Annotated in this window: 18 protein-coding genes; 11 read left to right on the top strand and 7 right to left on the bottom strand. The window is 74.9% G+C overall.

Features of this window, described 5'->3' with window-relative positions; all coding sequences use genetic code 11:
• Window positions 1-16: 16 nt before the first annotated feature.
• Window positions 17-997 carry a bifunctional Delta(1)-pyrroline-2-carboxylate/Delta(1)-piperideine-2-carboxylate reductase gene (gene lhpI, locus EDC57_RS00615; protein WP_245995087.1) on the bottom strand — a complete coding sequence of 327 codons (981 nt, stop codon included), beginning with the start codon at window positions 995-997 and terminating at the stop codon, window positions 17-19.
• Window positions 994-3732 carry a formate dehydrogenase subunit alpha gene (gene fdhF, locus EDC57_RS00610; RefSeq protein ID WP_123399230.1) on the bottom strand — a complete coding sequence of 913 codons (2739 nt, stop codon included), beginning with the start codon at window positions 3730-3732 and terminating at the stop codon, window positions 994-996. Before fdhF ends, lhpI begins: the two co-directional genes overlap by 4 nt.
• Before the next feature lie 97 nt (window positions 3733-3829).
• Here fdhF and hslV point away from each other — a divergent pair, with 97 nt between their 5' ends.
• From hslV to ubiB, 5 genes are read left to right on the top strand one after another with little or no spacing between them, the layout of a single operon-like run.
• Window positions 3830-4375: an ATP-dependent protease subunit HslV gene (hslV, locus tag EDC57_RS00605; RefSeq protein WP_123399228.1), complete on the top strand. Its 546-nt coding sequence runs from the start codon at window positions 3830-3832 to the stop codon at window positions 4373-4375.
• A 4-nt stretch (window positions 4376-4379) separates the two neighbouring features.
• Window positions 4380-5696 (top strand): ATP-dependent protease ATPase subunit HslU, encoded by a 1317-nt coding sequence (hslU, locus tag EDC57_RS00600; RefSeq protein WP_123399225.1) that lies wholly within the window; start codon window positions 4380-4382, stop codon window positions 5694-5696.
• Between the two features lie 22 nt (window positions 5697-5718).
• On the top strand, window positions 5719-6084 hold the full coding sequence (locus EDC57_RS00595) for a gamma-butyrobetaine hydroxylase family protein (RefSeq protein WP_123399223.1): 366 nt from the start codon (window positions 5719-5721) through the stop codon (window positions 6082-6084).
• Window positions 6081-6842, top strand: coding sequence for a bifunctional demethylmenaquinone methyltransferase/2-methoxy-6-polyprenyl-1,4-benzoquinol methylase UbiE (gene ubiE / locus EDC57_RS00590; protein WP_123399221.1), 762 nt, complete (start codon window positions 6081-6083; stop codon window positions 6840-6842). The genes EDC57_RS00595 and ubiE overlap by 4 nt, the downstream gene beginning before the upstream one ends.
• A gap of 43 nt (window positions 6843-6885) precedes the next feature.
• Entirely contained in the window at window positions 6886-8544 is a 1659-nt protein-coding gene (ubiB, locus tag EDC57_RS00585) for a ubiquinone biosynthesis regulatory protein kinase UbiB (protein ID WP_123399219.1), read from the top strand.
• A 7-nt stretch (window positions 8545-8551) separates the two neighbouring features.
• On the opposite strand, the gene EDC57_RS00580 is transcribed toward ubiB, so the two are convergent.
• From EDC57_RS00580 to EDC57_RS00565, 4 genes are all read right to left on the bottom strand, one after another.
• The gene (locus tag EDC57_RS00580; RefSeq protein WP_123399217.1) at window positions 8552-9100 is read right to left on the bottom strand and encodes a DJ-1 family glyoxalase III; all 549 of its coding nucleotides are present in this window, start codon (window positions 9098-9100) and stop codon (window positions 8552-8554) included.
• On the bottom strand, window positions 9004-9843 hold the full coding sequence (locus tag EDC57_RS00575) for a divergent polysaccharide deacetylase family protein (protein WP_123399215.1): 840 nt from the start codon (window positions 9841-9843) through the stop codon (window positions 9004-9006). The genes EDC57_RS00580 and EDC57_RS00575 overlap by 97 nt, the downstream gene beginning before the upstream one ends.
• A gap of 14 nt (window positions 9844-9857) precedes the next feature.
• The gene (locus EDC57_RS00570; RefSeq protein WP_123400855.1) at window positions 9858-11165 is read right to left on the bottom strand and encodes a S41 family peptidase; all 1308 of its coding nucleotides are present in this window, start codon (window positions 11163-11165) and stop codon (window positions 9858-9860) included.
• Window positions 11166-11279: 114 nt separating this feature from the next.
• Window positions 11280-12413 (bottom strand): murein hydrolase activator EnvC family protein, encoded by a 1134-nt coding sequence (locus EDC57_RS00565; protein WP_123399213.1) that lies wholly within the window; start codon window positions 12411-12413, stop codon window positions 11280-11282.
• An 84-nt stretch (window positions 12414-12497) separates the two neighbouring features.
• Here EDC57_RS00565 and EDC57_RS00560 point away from each other — a divergent pair, with 84 nt between their 5' ends.
• From EDC57_RS00560 to EDC57_RS00540, 5 genes are read left to right on the top strand one after another with little or no spacing between them, the layout of a single operon-like run.
• Complete coding sequence (locus tag EDC57_RS00560; RefSeq protein WP_245995086.1) at window positions 12498-12818, top strand: ArsR/SmtB family transcription factor; 321 nt, start codon at window positions 12498-12500, stop codon at window positions 12816-12818.
• A gap of 48 nt (window positions 12819-12866) precedes the next feature.
• On the top strand, window positions 12867-13292 hold the full coding sequence (locus tag EDC57_RS00555; protein WP_123399211.1) for a rhodanese-like domain-containing protein: 426 nt from the start codon (window positions 12867-12869) through the stop codon (window positions 13290-13292).
• Window positions 13293-13329: 37 nt separating this feature from the next.
• Entirely contained in the window at window positions 13330-13605 is a 276-nt protein-coding gene (gene grxC, locus EDC57_RS00550; protein ID WP_123399209.1) for a glutaredoxin 3, read from the top strand.
• Window positions 13602-14072: a protein-export chaperone SecB gene (gene secB, locus EDC57_RS00545; RefSeq protein WP_123399207.1), complete on the top strand. Its 471-nt coding sequence runs from the start codon at window positions 13602-13604 to the stop codon at window positions 14070-14072. The genes grxC and secB overlap by 4 nt, the downstream gene beginning before the upstream one ends.
• A complete protein-coding gene (locus tag EDC57_RS00540; protein WP_123399205.1) occupies window positions 14029-15072 on the top strand; it encodes an NAD(P)H-dependent glycerol-3-phosphate dehydrogenase in 1044 nt (347 codons plus the stop codon). The genes secB and EDC57_RS00540 overlap by 44 nt, the downstream gene beginning before the upstream one ends.
• Here the strand turns inward: EDC57_RS00540 and EDC57_RS00535 are convergent.
• The gene (locus tag EDC57_RS00535) at window positions 15069-15542 is read right to left on the bottom strand and encodes a tRNA (cytidine(34)-2'-O)-methyltransferase (RefSeq protein ID WP_123399203.1); all 474 of its coding nucleotides are present in this window, start codon (window positions 15540-15542) and stop codon (window positions 15069-15071) included. The two genes, EDC57_RS00540 and EDC57_RS00535, sit on opposite strands and share 4 nt — an antisense overlap.
• Between EDC57_RS00535 and EDC57_RS00530 the strand changes: the two genes are divergently transcribed.
• Window positions 15541-16515 carry a dihydroorotate dehydrogenase gene (locus tag EDC57_RS00530; protein WP_123399201.1) on the top strand — a complete coding sequence of 325 codons (975 nt, stop codon included), beginning with the start codon at window positions 15541-15543 and terminating at the stop codon, window positions 16513-16515. The genes EDC57_RS00535 and EDC57_RS00530 overlap by 2 nt on opposite strands.
• The last annotated feature ends 20 nt before the right edge of the window (window positions 16516-16535 follow it).

Here is a 16535-nt window from a genome sequence, read left to right as displayed (position 1 = left end):
CGCGGGGCCGGGGCGACTACGTGGCGGCTTCGCCCAGGCGCGCGAGGGCGAGCTCGGCGGCGGCGAGGTCCTCGAGGGCGCAGCCCACGGACTTGAAGAGGGTGATCTCGTCCGCGCCGGTGCGCCCGCGCGCCTCGCCGCGGCACAGCGCGAAGAGGTCGCCGCGGACGTCGGTCTCGGCGATGACGCCGGCGCGCAGGGGCTGGACGAGGTCGCCGGCCTCGCGCAGGGCGCCTTCGCGGGTGTCGACGAAGAGGCGGGCGCGGCGCACGGCCTCGTCGTCGGCCTCGCGCATGGCCGGGGTGAAGCCGCCCACGAGGTCGAGATGGGCCCCGGGGCGCAGCCACGCGCCGCGCACGAGGGGCTCAGTGGCGAGGGTGGCGCAGGTGACGATGTCGGCCTCGGCGACGGCGGCGGCGAGCTCCGGCGCCGCCTCCACCGCCACCCCGGGAAGCGCCGCGGCGAGCTGCGCGGCGAGGGTGCGGGCGCGCTCGGCCCGCCGCCCCCAGACCGCGATGCGGCGGATGGGGCGCACGGCGGCGTGGGCGCGGGCGAGGTGCGGGGCGAGGGCCCCGGTGCCCACGACCACGAGGGTGGCGGCGTCGGCACGGGCGAGGAAGCTGGCGGCGAGGGCCGAGGCCGCGGCGGTGCGGCGGCGCGTGAGCTCGGTGCCGTCGAGGATGGCGCGGGGTGCGCCGGTGGCGCCGTCGAAGAGGACGTAGACCCCGTGCACCGAGGGCAGCCCCCGCGCGGCGTTGCGCGGAAAGACCGTCACCAGCTTGGTGCCCGCCGCCGCGCCGGGCCGCCAGGCCGGCATGAGGAGCAGCGTCCCGTCGGCCTCCTGCGGCCCGAGGGCGAGATGCGCCCGCGGCGGCTGCACGCACCCCTCGGCGAAGGCCCGGCGCAGCGCCTCCACCAGGGCATCGTAGGGGAGCGCCTCGGCGAGGGGCGCGGCGTCCACCCAGGCGGGCCGGGGCGCGGCGGCCTCCCCGCTCACGTGCCGGTCTCCCCGTGGGCGCGGCCGGCGGGGGCGAGCGCGGCGGCGCAGCACTTGAACTCCGGGATCCGGCCCCAGGGGTCGAGGGCGTCGAGGGTCAGGAGGTTGGCCGCCGCCTCCCGGTAGCAGAAGGGCATGAAGATCTCGCCGCGGCGCAGGCCGGGGTCGGGGCGTGCGCGGGCGGTGACGCGGCCGCGGCGGGTGGCGACGGTGACGGCGGCGCCGGGGGCGAGGCCGAGGGCGGCGAGGTCCTCGGGGTGGAGGAAGGCGACGGGCTCGGGCTCGAGGGCGTCGAGCACGGCGGCGCGGCGGGTCATGGCGCCGGTGTGCCAGTGCTCCAGCAGGCGCCCGGTGAGGAGGGTCCAGGGGTAGGCGCGGTCCGGGGGCTCGGCCGGCCCCCGATGGGTCGCCGGCACCAGCCGCGCCCGCCCGCCGGGCAGGGGGAAGCCGTCGGCGAAGAGCACGCCGTGGCCGGGATGGTCCTCGCGCGGGCAGGGGTAGGTCACCGCCCCCTCGCGCTCGAGGCGCCGCCAGGGGATGCCGGCGAGGGCCGGGATCGCCGCGCGCATCTCATCGTAGACCTCGGCCGCGCCCCGGTGCGTCCAGGGCAGGCCCAGGCGGCGGCCCATCTCGGTGATGATCCAGAGGTCCTGCCGCGCCTCGCCGGGCAGGGGCAGGGCGGGGCGGCCGAGCTGCACGCGGCGGTCGGTGTTGGTGTAGCTGCCGAGCTTCTCCAGGTGTGCCGAGGCCGGGAGCACCACGTCGGCGAGCGCTGCGGTCTCGGTGAGGAAGAGGTCCTGGACCACCAGGTGGTCGAGGCGGGCCAGCCCCTCGCGGGCGTGGGCGAGGTTGGGGTCGGACATGGCCGGGTTCTCGCCCACGATGTACATGCCGCGGATCTCCCCGCGGGCGGCGGCGTCGAGGATCTCCACCACCGTGAGGCCGGGCTCGGCCGCAAGCCGCGCCCCCCAGAGGCGCTCGAAGCGCACGCGCGCCTCGGCGTCGGCGACGGGGGCGTAGCCCGGCAGCATCATGGGGATGAGGCCGGCGTCGGAGGCGCCCTGGACGTTGTTCTGGCCGCGCAGGGGGTGGAGCCCCGTGCCGCGCCGCCCGATCTGCCCCGTGACCAGGGCGAGCGCGATGAGGGCGCGGACGTTGTCGGTGCCGTGGGTGTGCTGGCTCACGCCCATGCCCCAGAGGATCATGGCGCGGCGGGCGCGGGCGTAGGTGCGGGCGACCGCGCGCAGGGTGTCGGCGGGGACGTCGCACAGCGCGGCCATGCGCTCGGGGGTGCAGGGGGCGACGGCGGCGGCCAGGGCCTCGAAGCCGTCCACCCGCGCGCGCACGAAGTCGTGGTCCACCAGATCCTCCTCGTGGATGATCACGTGGAGGAGGGCGTCGAGGAGGGCGACGTCGCTGCCCGGGCGGAACTGCAGGACGAGGCGGGCGTCGCGGGCGAGGGGCGTGCGCCGCGGGTCGGCGACGATGAGGGTGGCGCCGGCGCGGGCGGCGTTGCGCAGGAAGGTGGCGGCGACGGGGTGGTTGGCCGCGGGGTTGGCGCCGATGAGGAAGAGGACCTCGCTCTCGAGCACCTCCTCGATCTGGTTCGAGACCGCCCCCGAGCCGATGCCCTCGAGCAGGGCGGCCACGCTGGAGGCGTGGCAGAGCCGCGTGCAGTGGTCCACGTTGTGGCTGCCGAAGCCGAGCCGTACTAGCTTCTGGAACAGATAGGCCTCCTCGTTGCTGCCCTTGGCCGAGCCGAAGCCGGCCAGCGCGCCGCCGCCGTGGCGCGCGCGGAGGGCGGCGAGCCCGCCGGCGGCGCGCGCCAGGGCCTCGTCCCAGTCGGCCTCGCGGAACCAGGTACGGGCCCCGTCCAGGCGGTCCGGATCCTTGGGGGCGTCGGGCAGGCGCACCAGGGGGCGGGTGAGGCGCTCCGGGTGGTGGACGTAGTCGAGGCCGAAGCGGCCCTTGACGCAGAGCCGGCGCCGGTTGGAGGGGCCGTCCAGGCCCTCGGTGCGCAGCACGCGGCCCGCATGCACGTGGATGCGCACCTGGCAGCCGACGCCGCAGTAGGGGCAGACGCTGTCGGTGAGCGCCTTCGCCTGCCGCAGCGCCGCGCCTCCGGCCGGTGCGAGCGCGCCCGTGGGGCAGGCCTGCACGCACTCGCCGCAGCCGACGCACAGGCTCGCCCCCATGGGGTCGTCGAGGTCGAAGGCGATGCGGCTTGCCGCCCCGCGCCCCGCCATGCCGAGGACGTCGTGGCCCTGCACGGTGCGGCAGGCGCGCACGCAGCGGGTGCAGCGGATGCAGGCGCCGCGCTCGACCGCGATGGCGGGATGGCTGAGGTCGGCCGCGGGCCACGGGTCGGGGCGGAAGCGGTCCCGCCGCGCCCCCTCCGCCTCGGCCCAGCGCTCGAGCTCCGAGTCGCGCCGCAGCAGCGCCCCCCCGGCCTCGGCGAGCAGCAGCTCCAGCACGCCGCGGCGCACGCGGGCGGCGCGCCCGCCGCGGGCGCGCACCACCATGCCGGGCTCCACCCGGCGGTGGCAGGCGGCGGCGAGCCGTCCCTCCCCCTCCACCTCCACGAGGCAGGTGCGGCAGTTGCCGGCGACGCCGAGGTCCGGCCGCCAGCACAGGTGGGGGATCGCGATCCCGTGCCGGCGCGCGGCCTCGAGGATGGTCTCGCCCTCGCGGGCGTCGAGCTCGCGCCCGTCGAGGCGGAAGCGCAGGGTCTGCATCGCCGCTCCCGAGGGGGTCTTCGGCCAGTGTAGCAGCGCCGGTGCCGGCGGGGCCGTTCCTGCTACAATCGGGCGCCCACGGAATCCGGTCCCCGCCATGACGCGCATCCGCTCCACCACCGTCCTCTGTGTCCGCCGCGGCCCCGTGGTGGCGATGGGCGGCGACGGCCAGGTGACCCTCGGCGACATGGTCATGAAGGGCAACGCCCGCAAGGTCCGCCGCCTCTACGGCGGGCGCGTCCTGGCCGGCTTCGCCGGCGGCACCGCCGACGCCTTCACCCTCTTCGAGCGCTTCGAGGCCAAGCTCGAGGCCCACGGGGGCAACCTCACGCGGGCGGCGGTGGAGCTGGCCAAGGACTGGCGCACCGACCGCATGCTGCGCCGGCTCGAGGCGCTGCTGGCGGTGGCCGACACCGAGCGCTCGCTGATCCTCTCCGGCACCGGCGACGTGGTGGAGCCCGAGGACGCGATCATGGCCATCGGCTCCGGCGGCGGCTACGCACGCGCGGCGGCGCGGGCGCTGCTGGAGGCCACCGGGCTCGGGGCGCGCGAGATCGTCGAGCGCGCCCTGGGCATCGCCGCCGACCTCTGCATCTACACCAACCGCAACCTCGTCATCGAGACCCTGGGGACGCCGGAGTGAGCCCATGACCCCGATGACGCCGCGCGAGATCGTCCAGGAGCTGGACAAGCACATCGTCGGCCAGACCGCGGCCAAGCGCGCGGTGGCGGTCGCGCTGCGCAACCGCTGGCGCCGGGCCCAGCTCCCCGCGGCCCTGCGCGCCGAGGTCACGCCCAAGAACATCCTCATGATCGGCCCCACCGGGGTGGGCAAGACCGAGATCGCGCGCCGCCTGGCCCGCCTCGCCCACGCCCCCTTCATCAAGGTGGAGGCGACGAAGTTCACCGAGGTGGGCTACGTGGGGCGCGACGTCGAGTCCATCATCCGCGACCTCGTGGACGTCGCGGTGAAGATGACCCGCGAGCGCGAGATGGCCAAGGTCCGCCATCGCGCCGAGGAGGCCGCCGAGGAGCGCATCCTCGATGCGCTGCTGCCGCGGCCGCGCTTCGGCGAGCCCGCCGGCGACGAGGGCACGCGGCAGAAGCTGCGCAAGCGCCTGCGCGAGGGCGAGCTCGACGGGCGCGAGATCGAGATCGAGGTCAGCGCCGCGCCGTTCGGGGTCGAGATCATGACCCCGCCCGGGATGGAGGAGCTCTCGAGCCAGCTCCAGAGCCTGTTCCAGAACCTGGGCGGCGGGCGGCCGCGGCGGCGCCGCCTGAGCGTGCGCGAGGCGCGCCGGCTCCTGGTGGAGGAGGAGGCGGCCCGCCTCGTCAACGACGAGGAGGTCAAGCAGCGGGCGCTGGAGGCGGCCGAGCAGCACGGCATCGTCTTCATCGACGAGATCGACAAGGTGGCCCGGCGCGGCGAGCACGGCGGCCCCGACGTCTCGCGCGAGGGGGTGCAGCGCGATCTGCTGCCGCTGGTGGAGGGCTGCACCGTCACCACCAAGTACGGCATGGTGCGCACCGACCACATCCTCTTCATCGCCTCGGGGGCCTTCCACGTCGCCCGGCCCTCGGATCTCATCCCGGAGCTGCAGGGGCGGCTGCCGATCCGGGTCGAGCTCGACCCCCTCGGCGTGGAGGACTTCGTGCGCATCCTCACCGAGCCCGATGCCGCCCTCACGCGCCAGTACGAGGCGTTGCTCGCCACCGAGGGGGTGCGCCTGCGCTTCACCGCCGACGGCGTGCGCCGCATCGCCGAGATCGCCCACGAGGTCAACGCGCGCACCGAGAACATCGGCGCCCGCCGCCTGCACACAGTGATGGAGCGGCTGCTGGAGGGGATCTCCTTCGAGGCCCCGGACCGCGACGGCGAGGAGGTGGTGGTGGATGCCGCCTACGTCGAGCGCGAGCTCGGCGGCCTGGCCGGGGACGAAGACCTCAGCCGCTATATACTGTGAGCCCCGTCCGCCGGAGGGAGCCATGAGCGAGGTCCCGCGACCCACGGAGCTGCGCCTGCACCAGAAGAGCCGGGAGCTGGAGGTGGCCTACCCGGACGGCACCCGCTTCCGCCTCCCCTGCGAGTACCTGCGCGTGTTCTCGCCCTCGGCCGAGGTGCGCGGCCACGGCCCCGGGCAGGAGACCCTGGTGACGGGCAAGGAGGAGGTCAACATCGTGCGCATCGAGCCGGTGGGCCAGTACGCCGTCAAGCTCGTCTTCGACGACGGCCACGACACCGGCATCTACTCCTGGGAGACGCTGTGGGAGCTTGCGCGCAACCGCGAGCGCTACTGGCAGGCCTACCAGGAGCGGCTGGCGCGCGCCCGCGCGACGGAGGGCGGGGCGTGAGGGAGGACGGGCGGCCGCCCCGCACCACCCACTTCGGCTTCCAGGAGGTCCCGCTGGAGGAGAAGAAGGCGCGCGTGCAGGGCGTCTTCAGCTCCGTCGCCCGCCGCTACGACCTCATGAACGACCTCATGTCGTTCGGCATCCACCGCCTGTGGAAGCGCTTCACGGTGGAGCTGGCGGGCCTGCGCCCGGGGCATCGGGTGCTGGATCTGGCCGGCGGCACCGGGGACCTGGCCGCGGCCATGGCGCGCCGGGTCGGCCCGCGCGGGCAGGTGGTCCTCGCCGACCTCAACCCCGACATGATCGAGGTGGGGCGCGAGCGGCTGGCCGACCGCGGCATCGTCGGCAACGTCGCCTTCGTCCAGGCCGACGCCGAGCGGCTGCCCTTCGCCGAGGCGAGCTTCCATCTCGTCACCATCGGCTTCGGCCTGCGCAACGTCACCGACAAGGAGGCGGCGCTCGCCTCCATGTACCGCGTCCTGCGCCCGGGCGGCCGGGTGCTGGTGCTGGAGTTCTCCCACCCGGTGCTGCCCGGGCTCGGGCCGGTCTACGACGCCTACTCCTTCCGCGTGCTGCCGCTGCTGGGGCGGCTGGTGGCCGGCGATGCCGACAGCTACCGCTATCTCGCCGAGTCCATCCGGGTCCACCCCGACCAGGAGACGCTGCGCGCGATGATGGAGTCGGTGGGCTTCGAGCGCTGCGAGTACTTCAACCTCAGCGGCGGCATCGTCGCCGTCCACCGGGGCTACCGGCTCTGAGGCCGATGGCGGGCGCGGGGGGCACGGCGGGCAGGGTGCGCCCATGATCCGCCCGTCGGAGCTGCTGCGCCTCGTCCACATCTCCTGGGTGCTGGTGCGGCACAACCTGGACGAGGTGGTGCTCGCCACCCACCTCTTCCGCCCCGTGCGCTTCCTGCGCTACCTCTCGCCCTGGTACTGGGTGCACCGCGGCCGCGCCCCCCGCGGGGTGCGGATCCGCCGCGCGCTGGAGGAGCTGGGGCCGATCTTCGTCAAGTTCGGCCAGGCCCTCTCCACCCGCCGCGACCTGCTCCCCGACGACATCGCCGACGAGCTCGCGAGGCTCCAGGACCGGGTGCCGCCCTTCCCCGGGGCGCAGGCGCGGGCGATGGTGGAGGCCGCCTACGGGCGCCCGCTCGAGGAGGTTTTCGCCGAGTTCGACGAGGAGCCGCTGGCCTCGGCCTCCATCGCCCAGGTCCACGGCGCGGTGCTGCGCGACGGCCGCCGCGTCGTGGTCAAGGTGGTGCGGCCCGGCATCGAGCGCGTCATCCGCCGCGACGTCGCCCTCCTGCACCGGCTCGCCGAGCTCGCCCACCGCTACTCGCGCGAGGCGCGCCGGCTGCGCCCGCGGGAGGTGGTGGCCGAGTACGAGAAGACCATCCTCGACGAGCTGGACCTGCTGCGCGAGGCCGCCAACGCCTCGCAGCTGCGGCGCAACTTCGAGGGCTCGCCGCTGCTCTACGTCCCCGAGGTGTACTGGGACTACACCCGGCGCCGCGTGCTCGTCATGGAGCGCATCTCCGGCACCCCCATCAGCGACGTCGAGGCGCTGCGGCGGCAGGGGATCGATCTTGCCCGGCTGGCGGAGGCCGGCGTGGAGATCTTCTTCACGCAGGTCTTCCGCGACAACTTCTTCCACGCCGACATGCACCCGGGCAACATCTTCGTCGCCGCGGACGGACACTACATCGCCGTCGACTTCGGCATCATGGGCAGCCTCAGCCCCGCCGACCAGCGCTATCTCGCCGAGAACTTCGTCGCCTTCTTCCGCCGCGACTACCGCCGCGTCGCGGAGCTGCACGTGCGCTCCGGCTGGGTCCCGCGCGAGACCCGCATCGACGAGCTGGAGGCCGCCGTGCGCGCGGTCTGCGAGCCCATCTTCGAGCGCCCGCTCAAGGACATCTCCTTCGGCCAGCTGCTGCTGCGGCTGTTCCAGACCGCGCGCCGCTTCGACATGGAGGTGCAGCCCCAGCTGGTGCTGCTGCAGAAGACGCTGCTCAACATCGAAGGCCTCGGCCGTCAGCTCTACCCCGACCTCGACCTGTGGCGCACGGCCAAGCCCTTCCTCGAGCGCTGGATGTCGGAGCAGGTGGGCTGGCGGGGTCTTGCCCGCGGGGTGCGCGAGAACCTGCCGGTATGGGCCGAGCAGCTGCCGCGCCTGCCGGGCCAGGTGCAGGAGTTCCTGGACCAGGCCCTCGCCGGCGAGCTGCGGCTGCGCTGGGAGAGCGAGGAGCTTGCGCGGCTGCGCCGGGCGCTGGTGCGCGGCCAGCGGCGGCAGTTCCTCGCCACCGTGGGGACCGGCCTGGTGGTGGCGGCGGTGCTGCTCCTCGGCCTCGACGGCTACGCGCCGCCGATGCTGGGCGGCGCCCCCCTGGGCACCTGGCTCCTCGGCGGGCTGGGAGCGGCCCTGCTCGCCTCGGCCTGGCCGCGCAGCGAGGACTGAGCTCCCCTCAGGGGCGCTGCAGCGCTGCCTCCACCTCGCGCCGCCGCTGCGGGCCGGCGAGCAGCTCGGCGAGCTCGAGGGCGAAGTCCATCGCCGTGCCGGGGCCGCGCGAGGTCACCACGCGGCCGTCGCGCACCACCGGCGCCTCCTCCAGCGTGATGCCGCCGGCGCGGGCCTCGAGCACGCCCGGATAGGCGGTGGCGCGGCGCCCCTCCAGCAGCCCCGCCTCGGCGAGGACCTTGGGGGCGGCGCAGATGGCCGCGGTGTAGGCGCCGCGCTGGGCGTGGCGGGCGAGGATCGCCCGCACGCGGGGATCGGCGGCGAGGGTGTCCGTGCCGGGCTGGCCCCCCGGCAGCACCACCATGTCGAAGTCCTCCCCGGCGACGGCGTCGAGGGTCGTGTCGGGGAGGACGACGACGCCGCGGCTTGCGCGGATGGGGCCGGCGACGAGCCCCGCCGTCACCACCTCCACGCCGGCGCGGCGGAGGATGTCGACCACGGTGACGGCCTCGATCTCCTCGAAGCCGGGGGCGAGGGGGACAAGGACGCGTGCCATGTGGGGATCCTCCTCTGCTGCGGCCCGCGCGCGAGCAGCGCCGAGGGCGGCACGAGGCGCATCCCCGCGGCCTCGATCTCGCCCAGGCGCCGCTCGAGCACGTCCAGGGTCCACGGGTGGGGATGACCGATGGCCACGGCCTGCCCGCGCCGGCGCGCCAGCTCCAGCAGGCGGTCGAACTGGGCCGAGACCACGGCGCGGCTCGGCTCCGGGTCGAGGAAGACGTCGCGCTCGAGCACCGCGAGCCCGTTCTCGCGCGCAAGCCGCGCCGCCACCGAGCGCTCGCTGGTGCGGCTGTCGAGGAAGTAGAGCCCGCCGCGGCGGGCGAGCAGCCCCATGAGCCACTGCATCGCCCCCGGATGGCGGGTGAGCAGGCTGCCCATGTGGTTGTTCACCCCCACCGCCTCCGGGACCAGGTCGAGGTCGGCGAGCACCGTGCGCCGGAACTCGCCCTCGGTCATGTCGAGGGTCACGCCGCCCGGCCCCAGGGGGAGCGGCTCCACCGCCTGCATGGGCAGGTGCAGCAGCACCTCGCGCCCGCGCCGAGCGGCCTCGCGCGCGGCCCAGCGAGCCGCCGGCGTCGCCGGGAGCACCGCGTAGGCGATCGGGCCCGGCAGCGCGAGCGCGCGGCGGGCGGCGGCGAGCTCGTTGCCGATGTCGTCGAGGACGACGGCGATGCGCGGGGGATCGGCCGCCACCGCGCCGGCGAGGCCGAGCAGCAGCGCGAGCAGCGGGCCGCGCATCCGCCCCGCCCCTGTCAGTGCCCCCGCGCCTGCAGGATCGCCAGCCCCCGCAGCAGGTTCAGGGCCTCGTAGAGGGCGTAGTCCTCGGTGGCGGAGACGGACGCCCCGCCGGCGGGCGCCTCCTCCTGCGGCGCCTTCGCGTCGCCGTTGGGGTTGGCGAGGTGGCGCGAGAGGTCGGCCTCCTTGACGGGCTCGATGGCGTTGTCCTCGGCGCGCGTGACCTTGACGTTGTCGAGACGGATGTCGGGGACGATGCCCTCGGCCTGGATCGAGCGCCCCGAGGGCGTGAAGTAGCGCGCCGTGGTGAACTTGATGGCGGTCTCGTTGGCGAGGGGGACGATGGTCTGCACCGAGCCCTTGCCGAAGGTCTTCTGCCCCATGACGATGGCCCGCCGGTGGTCCTTGAGGGCGCCGGCGACGATCTCCGACGCCGAGGCCGAGCCGCCGTTGACCAGCACCACCATGGGCGCGCCGTTGAGGATGTCGTCCGGGGTGGCGTTGAAGCGCAGCTTGGCGTCCTCCACCCGGCCGTCGGTGTAGACGATGAGCCCGTCGCGGAGGAAGGCGTCGCTGACCTCCACCGCGGCGTTGAGCACGCCGCCCGGGTTGTTGCGCAGGTCGAGGATGAGGCCCTTGAGGTTGCCGCCGGCCTGCTTGCGCAGCGCGCTCACCGCCTCGCGCAGGGCGCGCGCGGTCTGGGCCTGGAAGTGGCTGATGCGGACGTAGCCGAAGCCGTCCTCGAGGAGGCGGCTGCGCACGCTGCGGACGCGGATGACGTCGCGGGTGATGGTGAACTTGAGGGGCTTCTCCTCGCCCTCGCGCACCACCGTGAGGGTGATCTGGGTGCCGGGCTTGCCGCGCATGCGCTTGACCGCCTCGGCGAGGGTCATTCCTTTCACCGGCGTGTCGTCGAGGCGGATGATGAGGTCGCCGGCGCGGATGCCGGCGCGCTCGGCCGGGGTGTCGTCGATGGGGGCGATGACCTTGACGAAGCCGCCCTCCATGGTGACCTCGATGCCGAGGCCGCCGAACTCGCCCGAGGTGCCGATGCGCAGCTCGCGGAAGGCGTCCTCGTCGAGGTAGGCCGAGTGCGGATCGAGGCCGGCGAGCATGCCGCGGATGGCGTTCTCGAGCAGGGTGCGGTCGTCCACCGGCTCCACGTAGTCGGACTTGAGCCGGGCGTAGACCTCGCTGAAGAGGCGAAGCTCCTCCAGGGGGACGGCGGCGGCGCCCTCGCCGCCGCGCTCGGCCAGGGCCGAGCCGCCCTCGAGGAGGGCGATGCCGAGCACCGTGCCGAGCAGGATCAGGGACAGCTGTCGCATCAGGGATCGCATGGCTCGCTCCGCGGGCACTCCGCGCCCGCCGTGGTCGTCTCGGGACGCGGCCGCGCGGGGATCTGCGCCGGCCGCTGCGCCGAGTATGCAACAAAGCGCGCCCTACTTCACGCCGGCCACCTGCCGTCCCAGCCACCCCGCCGGGTCCAGCGGCTCGCCGTCGCGGCGCAGCTCGAAGTAGAGGGCGGGTTCGCGCCGGCCGCCGCTTGCCCCCACCGCGGCCACCACCTCGCCCCCCTCGACCCACTCGCCGGTCTCCTTGTAGAGGGCGTCGTTGTGGGCGTAGAGGCTCATGTAGCCGTCGCCGTGGTCGATGATGAGCAGGAGGCCGTACCCGCGCAGCCAGTCGGCGAAGACCACGCGTCCGTGGGAGACGGCGCGCACCGGGGCGCCGGTGCGGGCGCCGATGAGCAGGCCTCGCCACTGCGGCCCGCCGCCGCGCCGGGGGCTGCCGTAGCGGGCGAGGACGCGGCCGCTCAGCGGCCAGCGGAGGCGGCCCCGCAGCCTCGCGAAGGGCACGCGCTCGCCCTCGGCGAGGGGCGGGGCCTCGCGCAGGGAGCGCACCAGCGCCTCCAGCCGTTCGGCATCGGCGCGAAGCTGCGCCAGCTCCTGCCCCCGCGCGCGCACCGAGCGCTCGATCTCGGCCGCAAGCGCCGCGCGCGCCGCACGCGAGGCCGCGAGGGCGTCGCGCCGCGCCGCCGCCGCCGCCTGCAGCCCCTCCAGGCGCCGGACCTCCTCGGCGAGGCGGCGCTCGGCCTCGGCGAGACGCGCGATCTCGGCCTGCAGCCGCTCGAGCTCGCGGGCGCGCGCCCGCGCGAGGCGGCGGTGGTAGGCCAGCATGCGCGCCACGCGTCCCGGATCGTCCTGCTCGAGGAGGAGCTTGACGCGCTCGGCGCGGCCGGCGGCGAAGGCGGCGCGCAGCTGCCGTCGCAGCAGGGCGCGGTGGCGGCCGACGGTGTCGGCGGCCTCGTCGCGGGTCCGGCGCAGGGCGGCGATGCGGTCGCGGCTTCGCGCCGCCTCCGCCTCGAGGTGGTGCAGCTCGCGGCCCACCTCGCCCAGCTCGCGCTCGAGCCCCTCGAGCTCGCGCCCCAGCGCCTCGAGGCGCCCGCGGTCGCCGGCGAGCGCCTGCTCCACGGTGCGGATGCGCTCGCGCAGGCGGGCGAGGTCGTCCTCGGGGGGGGCGGCCGCGGCGAGGGCGGCCAGGAGCAGCAGCGGCAGGGCGGGCAGGCGCGACATGTTTGCCGTGGTTGCGATGGCGTATTATTGTATCGATGGATGCTAAATGACCGCCGGGAACCCGCGGCCGGGAGGGCGCTCCCCATGAACACGGCCCACGGACTGCTCATGGCGCGCGAGGAGGACATCGAGCGGACCTCGCGCTCGCTCAAGGCCATGTCGCATCCGCTGCGCCTGAAGATCCTCTGCACCCTCGGCGACGGCGAGGTGAGCGTGCAGGAGATCGCCGATCACGTGGGCACCTCCCAGAGCAACATCTCTCAGCATCTGGCGATCCTGCGCGACAAGGGGCTGCTGGCCTCGCGCAAGGACGGCAACCGAGTCTACTACCGGGTCCGCGACGCGCGCACGCTGCGCCTGATCGAGATGATGCGCGAGATCTTCTGCTCGGGCCACCGGCCCTGAGCGCCTCGCCCCGCGCGCGGTCCCGACCATCCGGAGTCCAGCGCCGACATGGAGCGGCTGATCGAGTTCGCCACGCGCCACTGGCTGCTGGTCGCGGCCTTCGTCGTCACCGGCGGCGCCCTCGTCTGGTCCTTCGTCGCCCCGGCCCTGCGGCGCTACCGCGAGGTGGGGCCGCTGGAGGCGACCACCCTGATCAACCGCGAGGACGCGGTGGTGCTGGATGTGCGCGAGCCGCACGAGTTCCGCGAGGGGCACATCGCGGGGGCCGTCTCGGTGCCGCTGGCGCGCCTGCGCGAGCGGCTCGACGAGCTGGCGCGCTACCGGGGTCGCCCGCTGGTGGTGGTCTGCCGCAGCGGCTCGCGCGCCCCTTCGGCCTGTGCCCTGCTCGCGCGCAGCGGCTTCGGGCCGGTGTACCATCTCGCCGGCGGCATGCTGGCCTGGGAGCGGGCCAACCTGCCGGTGCGGCGCAAGTGAGGTGGGCGCGGGCGCCCGCGGGGAGGCGAGACGAACGATGGCCGAGGTGATCATGTACGCCACCGGGTCGTGCCCCTACTGCATGCGGGCACGCAGGCTCCTCGAGCGCAAGGGGGTGCACTGGCGGGAGATCCGGGTCGACGAGGAACCGCACCGCTGGGCGGAGATGGAGCGGCTGAGCGGGCGCGGCACGGTGCCGCAGGTCTTCATCGACGGCCGGCCGGTGGGCGGCTTCGACGATCTCGCGGAGCTGGATCTCGAGGGGGAGCTGGACCGCCTCCTGGGTCTCGACGGCGGGCGGGCATCGGCATGAGCGGGCGGCCCGAGGATGCGGCCGCGGGGGGCGGCGAGCGCCAGGTCCTGATCGAGCGGCTCTACGTCAAGGACGTCTCCTTCGAGGCGCCCAACAGCCCGGCGGTCTTCGCCGAGAAGTGGGAGCCGCAGGCCGAGGTCCAGCTCGGTTCCAACGCCCGTCCGCTCGAGGGGGATGCCTATGAGGTGGTGCTCACGGTGACGGTGACGGCGCGCCTCGGCGAGCGCACCGCCTTTCTCGTGGAGGTGCAGCAGGCGGGCGTGTTCCGCGTGCGCGGCTTCGAGGAGAAGGAGCTCGGGCCGGTGCTCGGGGCCTTCTGCCCCGGGACCCTCTATCCCTACGCCCGCGAAGCGGTGGGCAGCCTGGTGGCCAAGGGGGGGTTCCCGCCGGTGATCCTGGCCCCGGTGGACTTCAACGCCGTCTATGCCCAGAGCCGGCGCCAGCAGCAGGCCGCCGGGCGCCACTGAGCCCCCCCTCGCCGTCCTCGGGGCGGGCTCCTGGGGGACGGCGCTCGCCGTGCACCTGGCGCGCGGCGGCCATCGGGTCCGCCTGTGGGGGCGCGATCCGGTGCACCTCGGGCGGCTTGCGCGCGAGCGAGCCAATGCCCGGTACCTGCCGGGGGTCGCGCTTCCGGAGGGGCTCGAGCCGGTGGCGGCGCTGGAGGCCGCCCTCGCGGGGGGGGCCGAGGTGCTGGTGGCGGTGCCGAGCGCGGGCTTCGCCCCGCTGCTGGAGGCGCTGCGCCCGCTGTGGGAGGCGGGCCGGGCGCTCGCCTGGGCCACCAAGGGCTTCGAGCACGGCGGCGAGCGGCTCCTGCACGAGGTCGTCGCCGAGCGCCTCGGCGCCGCGGTGCCCGTGGCCGTGGTCTCCGGCCCCAGCTTCGCCGCCGAGGTCGCGGCCGGGCTGCCCACCGCGGTCACCGTCGCCGGCCATCCCGAGGCCGCCCGGGCCTGGGCGCGCCGTCTCCATCACGGCGCCTTCCGCGCCTATCTCAGTGACGACCTGGTGGGGGTCGAGGTGGGGGGCGCGGTCAAGAACGTCATGGCCATCGCCGCCGGCGTCTCCGACGGGCTCGGCTTCGGCGCCAACGCGCGCGCGGCCCTCGTCACCCGCGGCCTCGCCGAGGTGACGCGCCTCGGGCTCGCCCTCGGTGGACGGCGCGAGACCTTCATGGGGCTCGCCGGGCTCGGCGACCTCGTCCTCACCTGCACCGACGACCAGTCGCGCAACCGCCGCCTGGGGCTGGCGTTGGCGCGCGGGGCGGCCCTCGCCGAGGCCCTCGCCGGCATCGGCCAGGCGGTGGAGGGGGTGGCGACGGCGGCGGCGGTGCGGCGCCTCGGCGCCCGCCTCGGCGTGGAGATGCCCATCTGCGAGCAGGTGGACCGTCTGCTGAAGGGGCGCTGCAGCGCGCAGGAGGCGGTGCAGGCGCTGCTCGCGCGGAGCCAGAAGGAGGAGTTCGCCGGCTTCTAGCCGGGCGGGGCGGCGCCGGCGAAGCCATGCTGGCGCCAGGCCTCGTAGACGGCGACGGCGACGGCGTTGGAGAGGTTGAGGCTGCGGTTGCCCGGCCGCATGGGCAGGCGCAGCCGCCGGGCCGCGGGGATGCGGGCGAGGACCTCGGCCGGCAGGCCCGCGGTCTCGGGGCCGAAGAGGAGGGCGTCGCCGGGGCCGAAGCGGGCCTCGGTGTGGGCTGCGGTGCCGCGGGTGGTGAAGGCCCAGAGGCGCGGCGGGCGCTCGGCGGCGAGGAAGGCGTCGAGATCGGCGTGGGTGCGCAGCACGGCGAGCTCGCGGTAGTCGAGGCCGGCGCGGCGGAGGTGGCGGTCCTCAAGGCTGAAGCCGAGCGGGCCGATCAGGTGCAGGGAGCAGCCGGTGTTGGCGCAGAGGCGGATGACGTTGCCCGTGTTGGGCGGGATCTCGGGGCGGTAGAGGACGACGCGGAACATGAGCGACCCGGCGGTGCAGAGGCGGCCCGACATCGGCGTGGAGCTCTGCGGCCTGCGCCTGCAGACCCCCATCGTCCTGCTCTCGGGCTGTGTCGGATTCGGCGAGGAGTATACGCGGGTGGCCGGCTTCTCCCACCGCGAGGTGGGTGCGGTCTGCCTCAAGGGCACGACCCTCGAGCCGCGCCTCGGCAACCCCCCGCACCGGGTCTGCGAGACGCCCATGGGGATGCTCAACGCCATCGGGCTCCAGAACCCCGGCGTCGATCACGTGGTGCGCGAGATCCTGCCGCGCCTCGACTTCTCCGAGACCCGCTACATCGCCAACGTCTCGGGCTCCACCGTGGAGGAGTACGCCGAGGTGACGCGGCGCTTCGACGACTCCCCGGTGGACGCCATCGAGATCAACATCTCCTGCCCCAACGTCAAGGCCGGGGGCGTCGCCTTCGGCAACGACCCGGAGATGTCGGCGCGGGTGGTGGAGGCCTGCCGCCGGGCCACCTCGAAGCCGCTCATCACCAAGCTCTCTCCGAACCAGACCGACATCGCCGAGAACGCGCGCCGCTGCATCGAGGCCGGCACCGACGCCTTCTCTGCCATCAACACGCTGATGGGGATGGCCATCGACATCGAGCGGCGCCGGCCGGTGCTCGGCAACGTCCAGGGCGGGCTCTCGGGGCCGGCGATCAAGCCGGTGGCCCTGCTCAAGGTGCACCAGGTCTACCGCGTCTGCCGCCCCCACGGCATCCCCATCATCGGCCAGGGGGGGATCGCGAGCGCCGAGGACGCGATCGAGTTCATCCTCGCGGGGGCGAGCGCGGTGGGGGTCGGCACGGCCCTCTTCTACGACCCCCTGATCTGCGCGAAGATCAACCGCGGCATCGAGGACTATCTGCGCCGTCACGGCCTGGCACGGCTCTCGGAGCTCGTCGGCGGACTCGAGCTTCCCGAGGAGGTCGAGCCGAAAAATCCTTGACAACAAGGACATAGGGTGCA

It is taken from the genome of Inmirania thermothiophila (assembly GCF_003751635.1).
GTDB lineage: Bacteria > Pseudomonadota > Gammaproteobacteria > DSM-100275 > DSM-100275 > Inmirania > Inmirania thermothiophila.
This window is presented reverse-complemented; position numbering and strand designations above follow the sequence as displayed.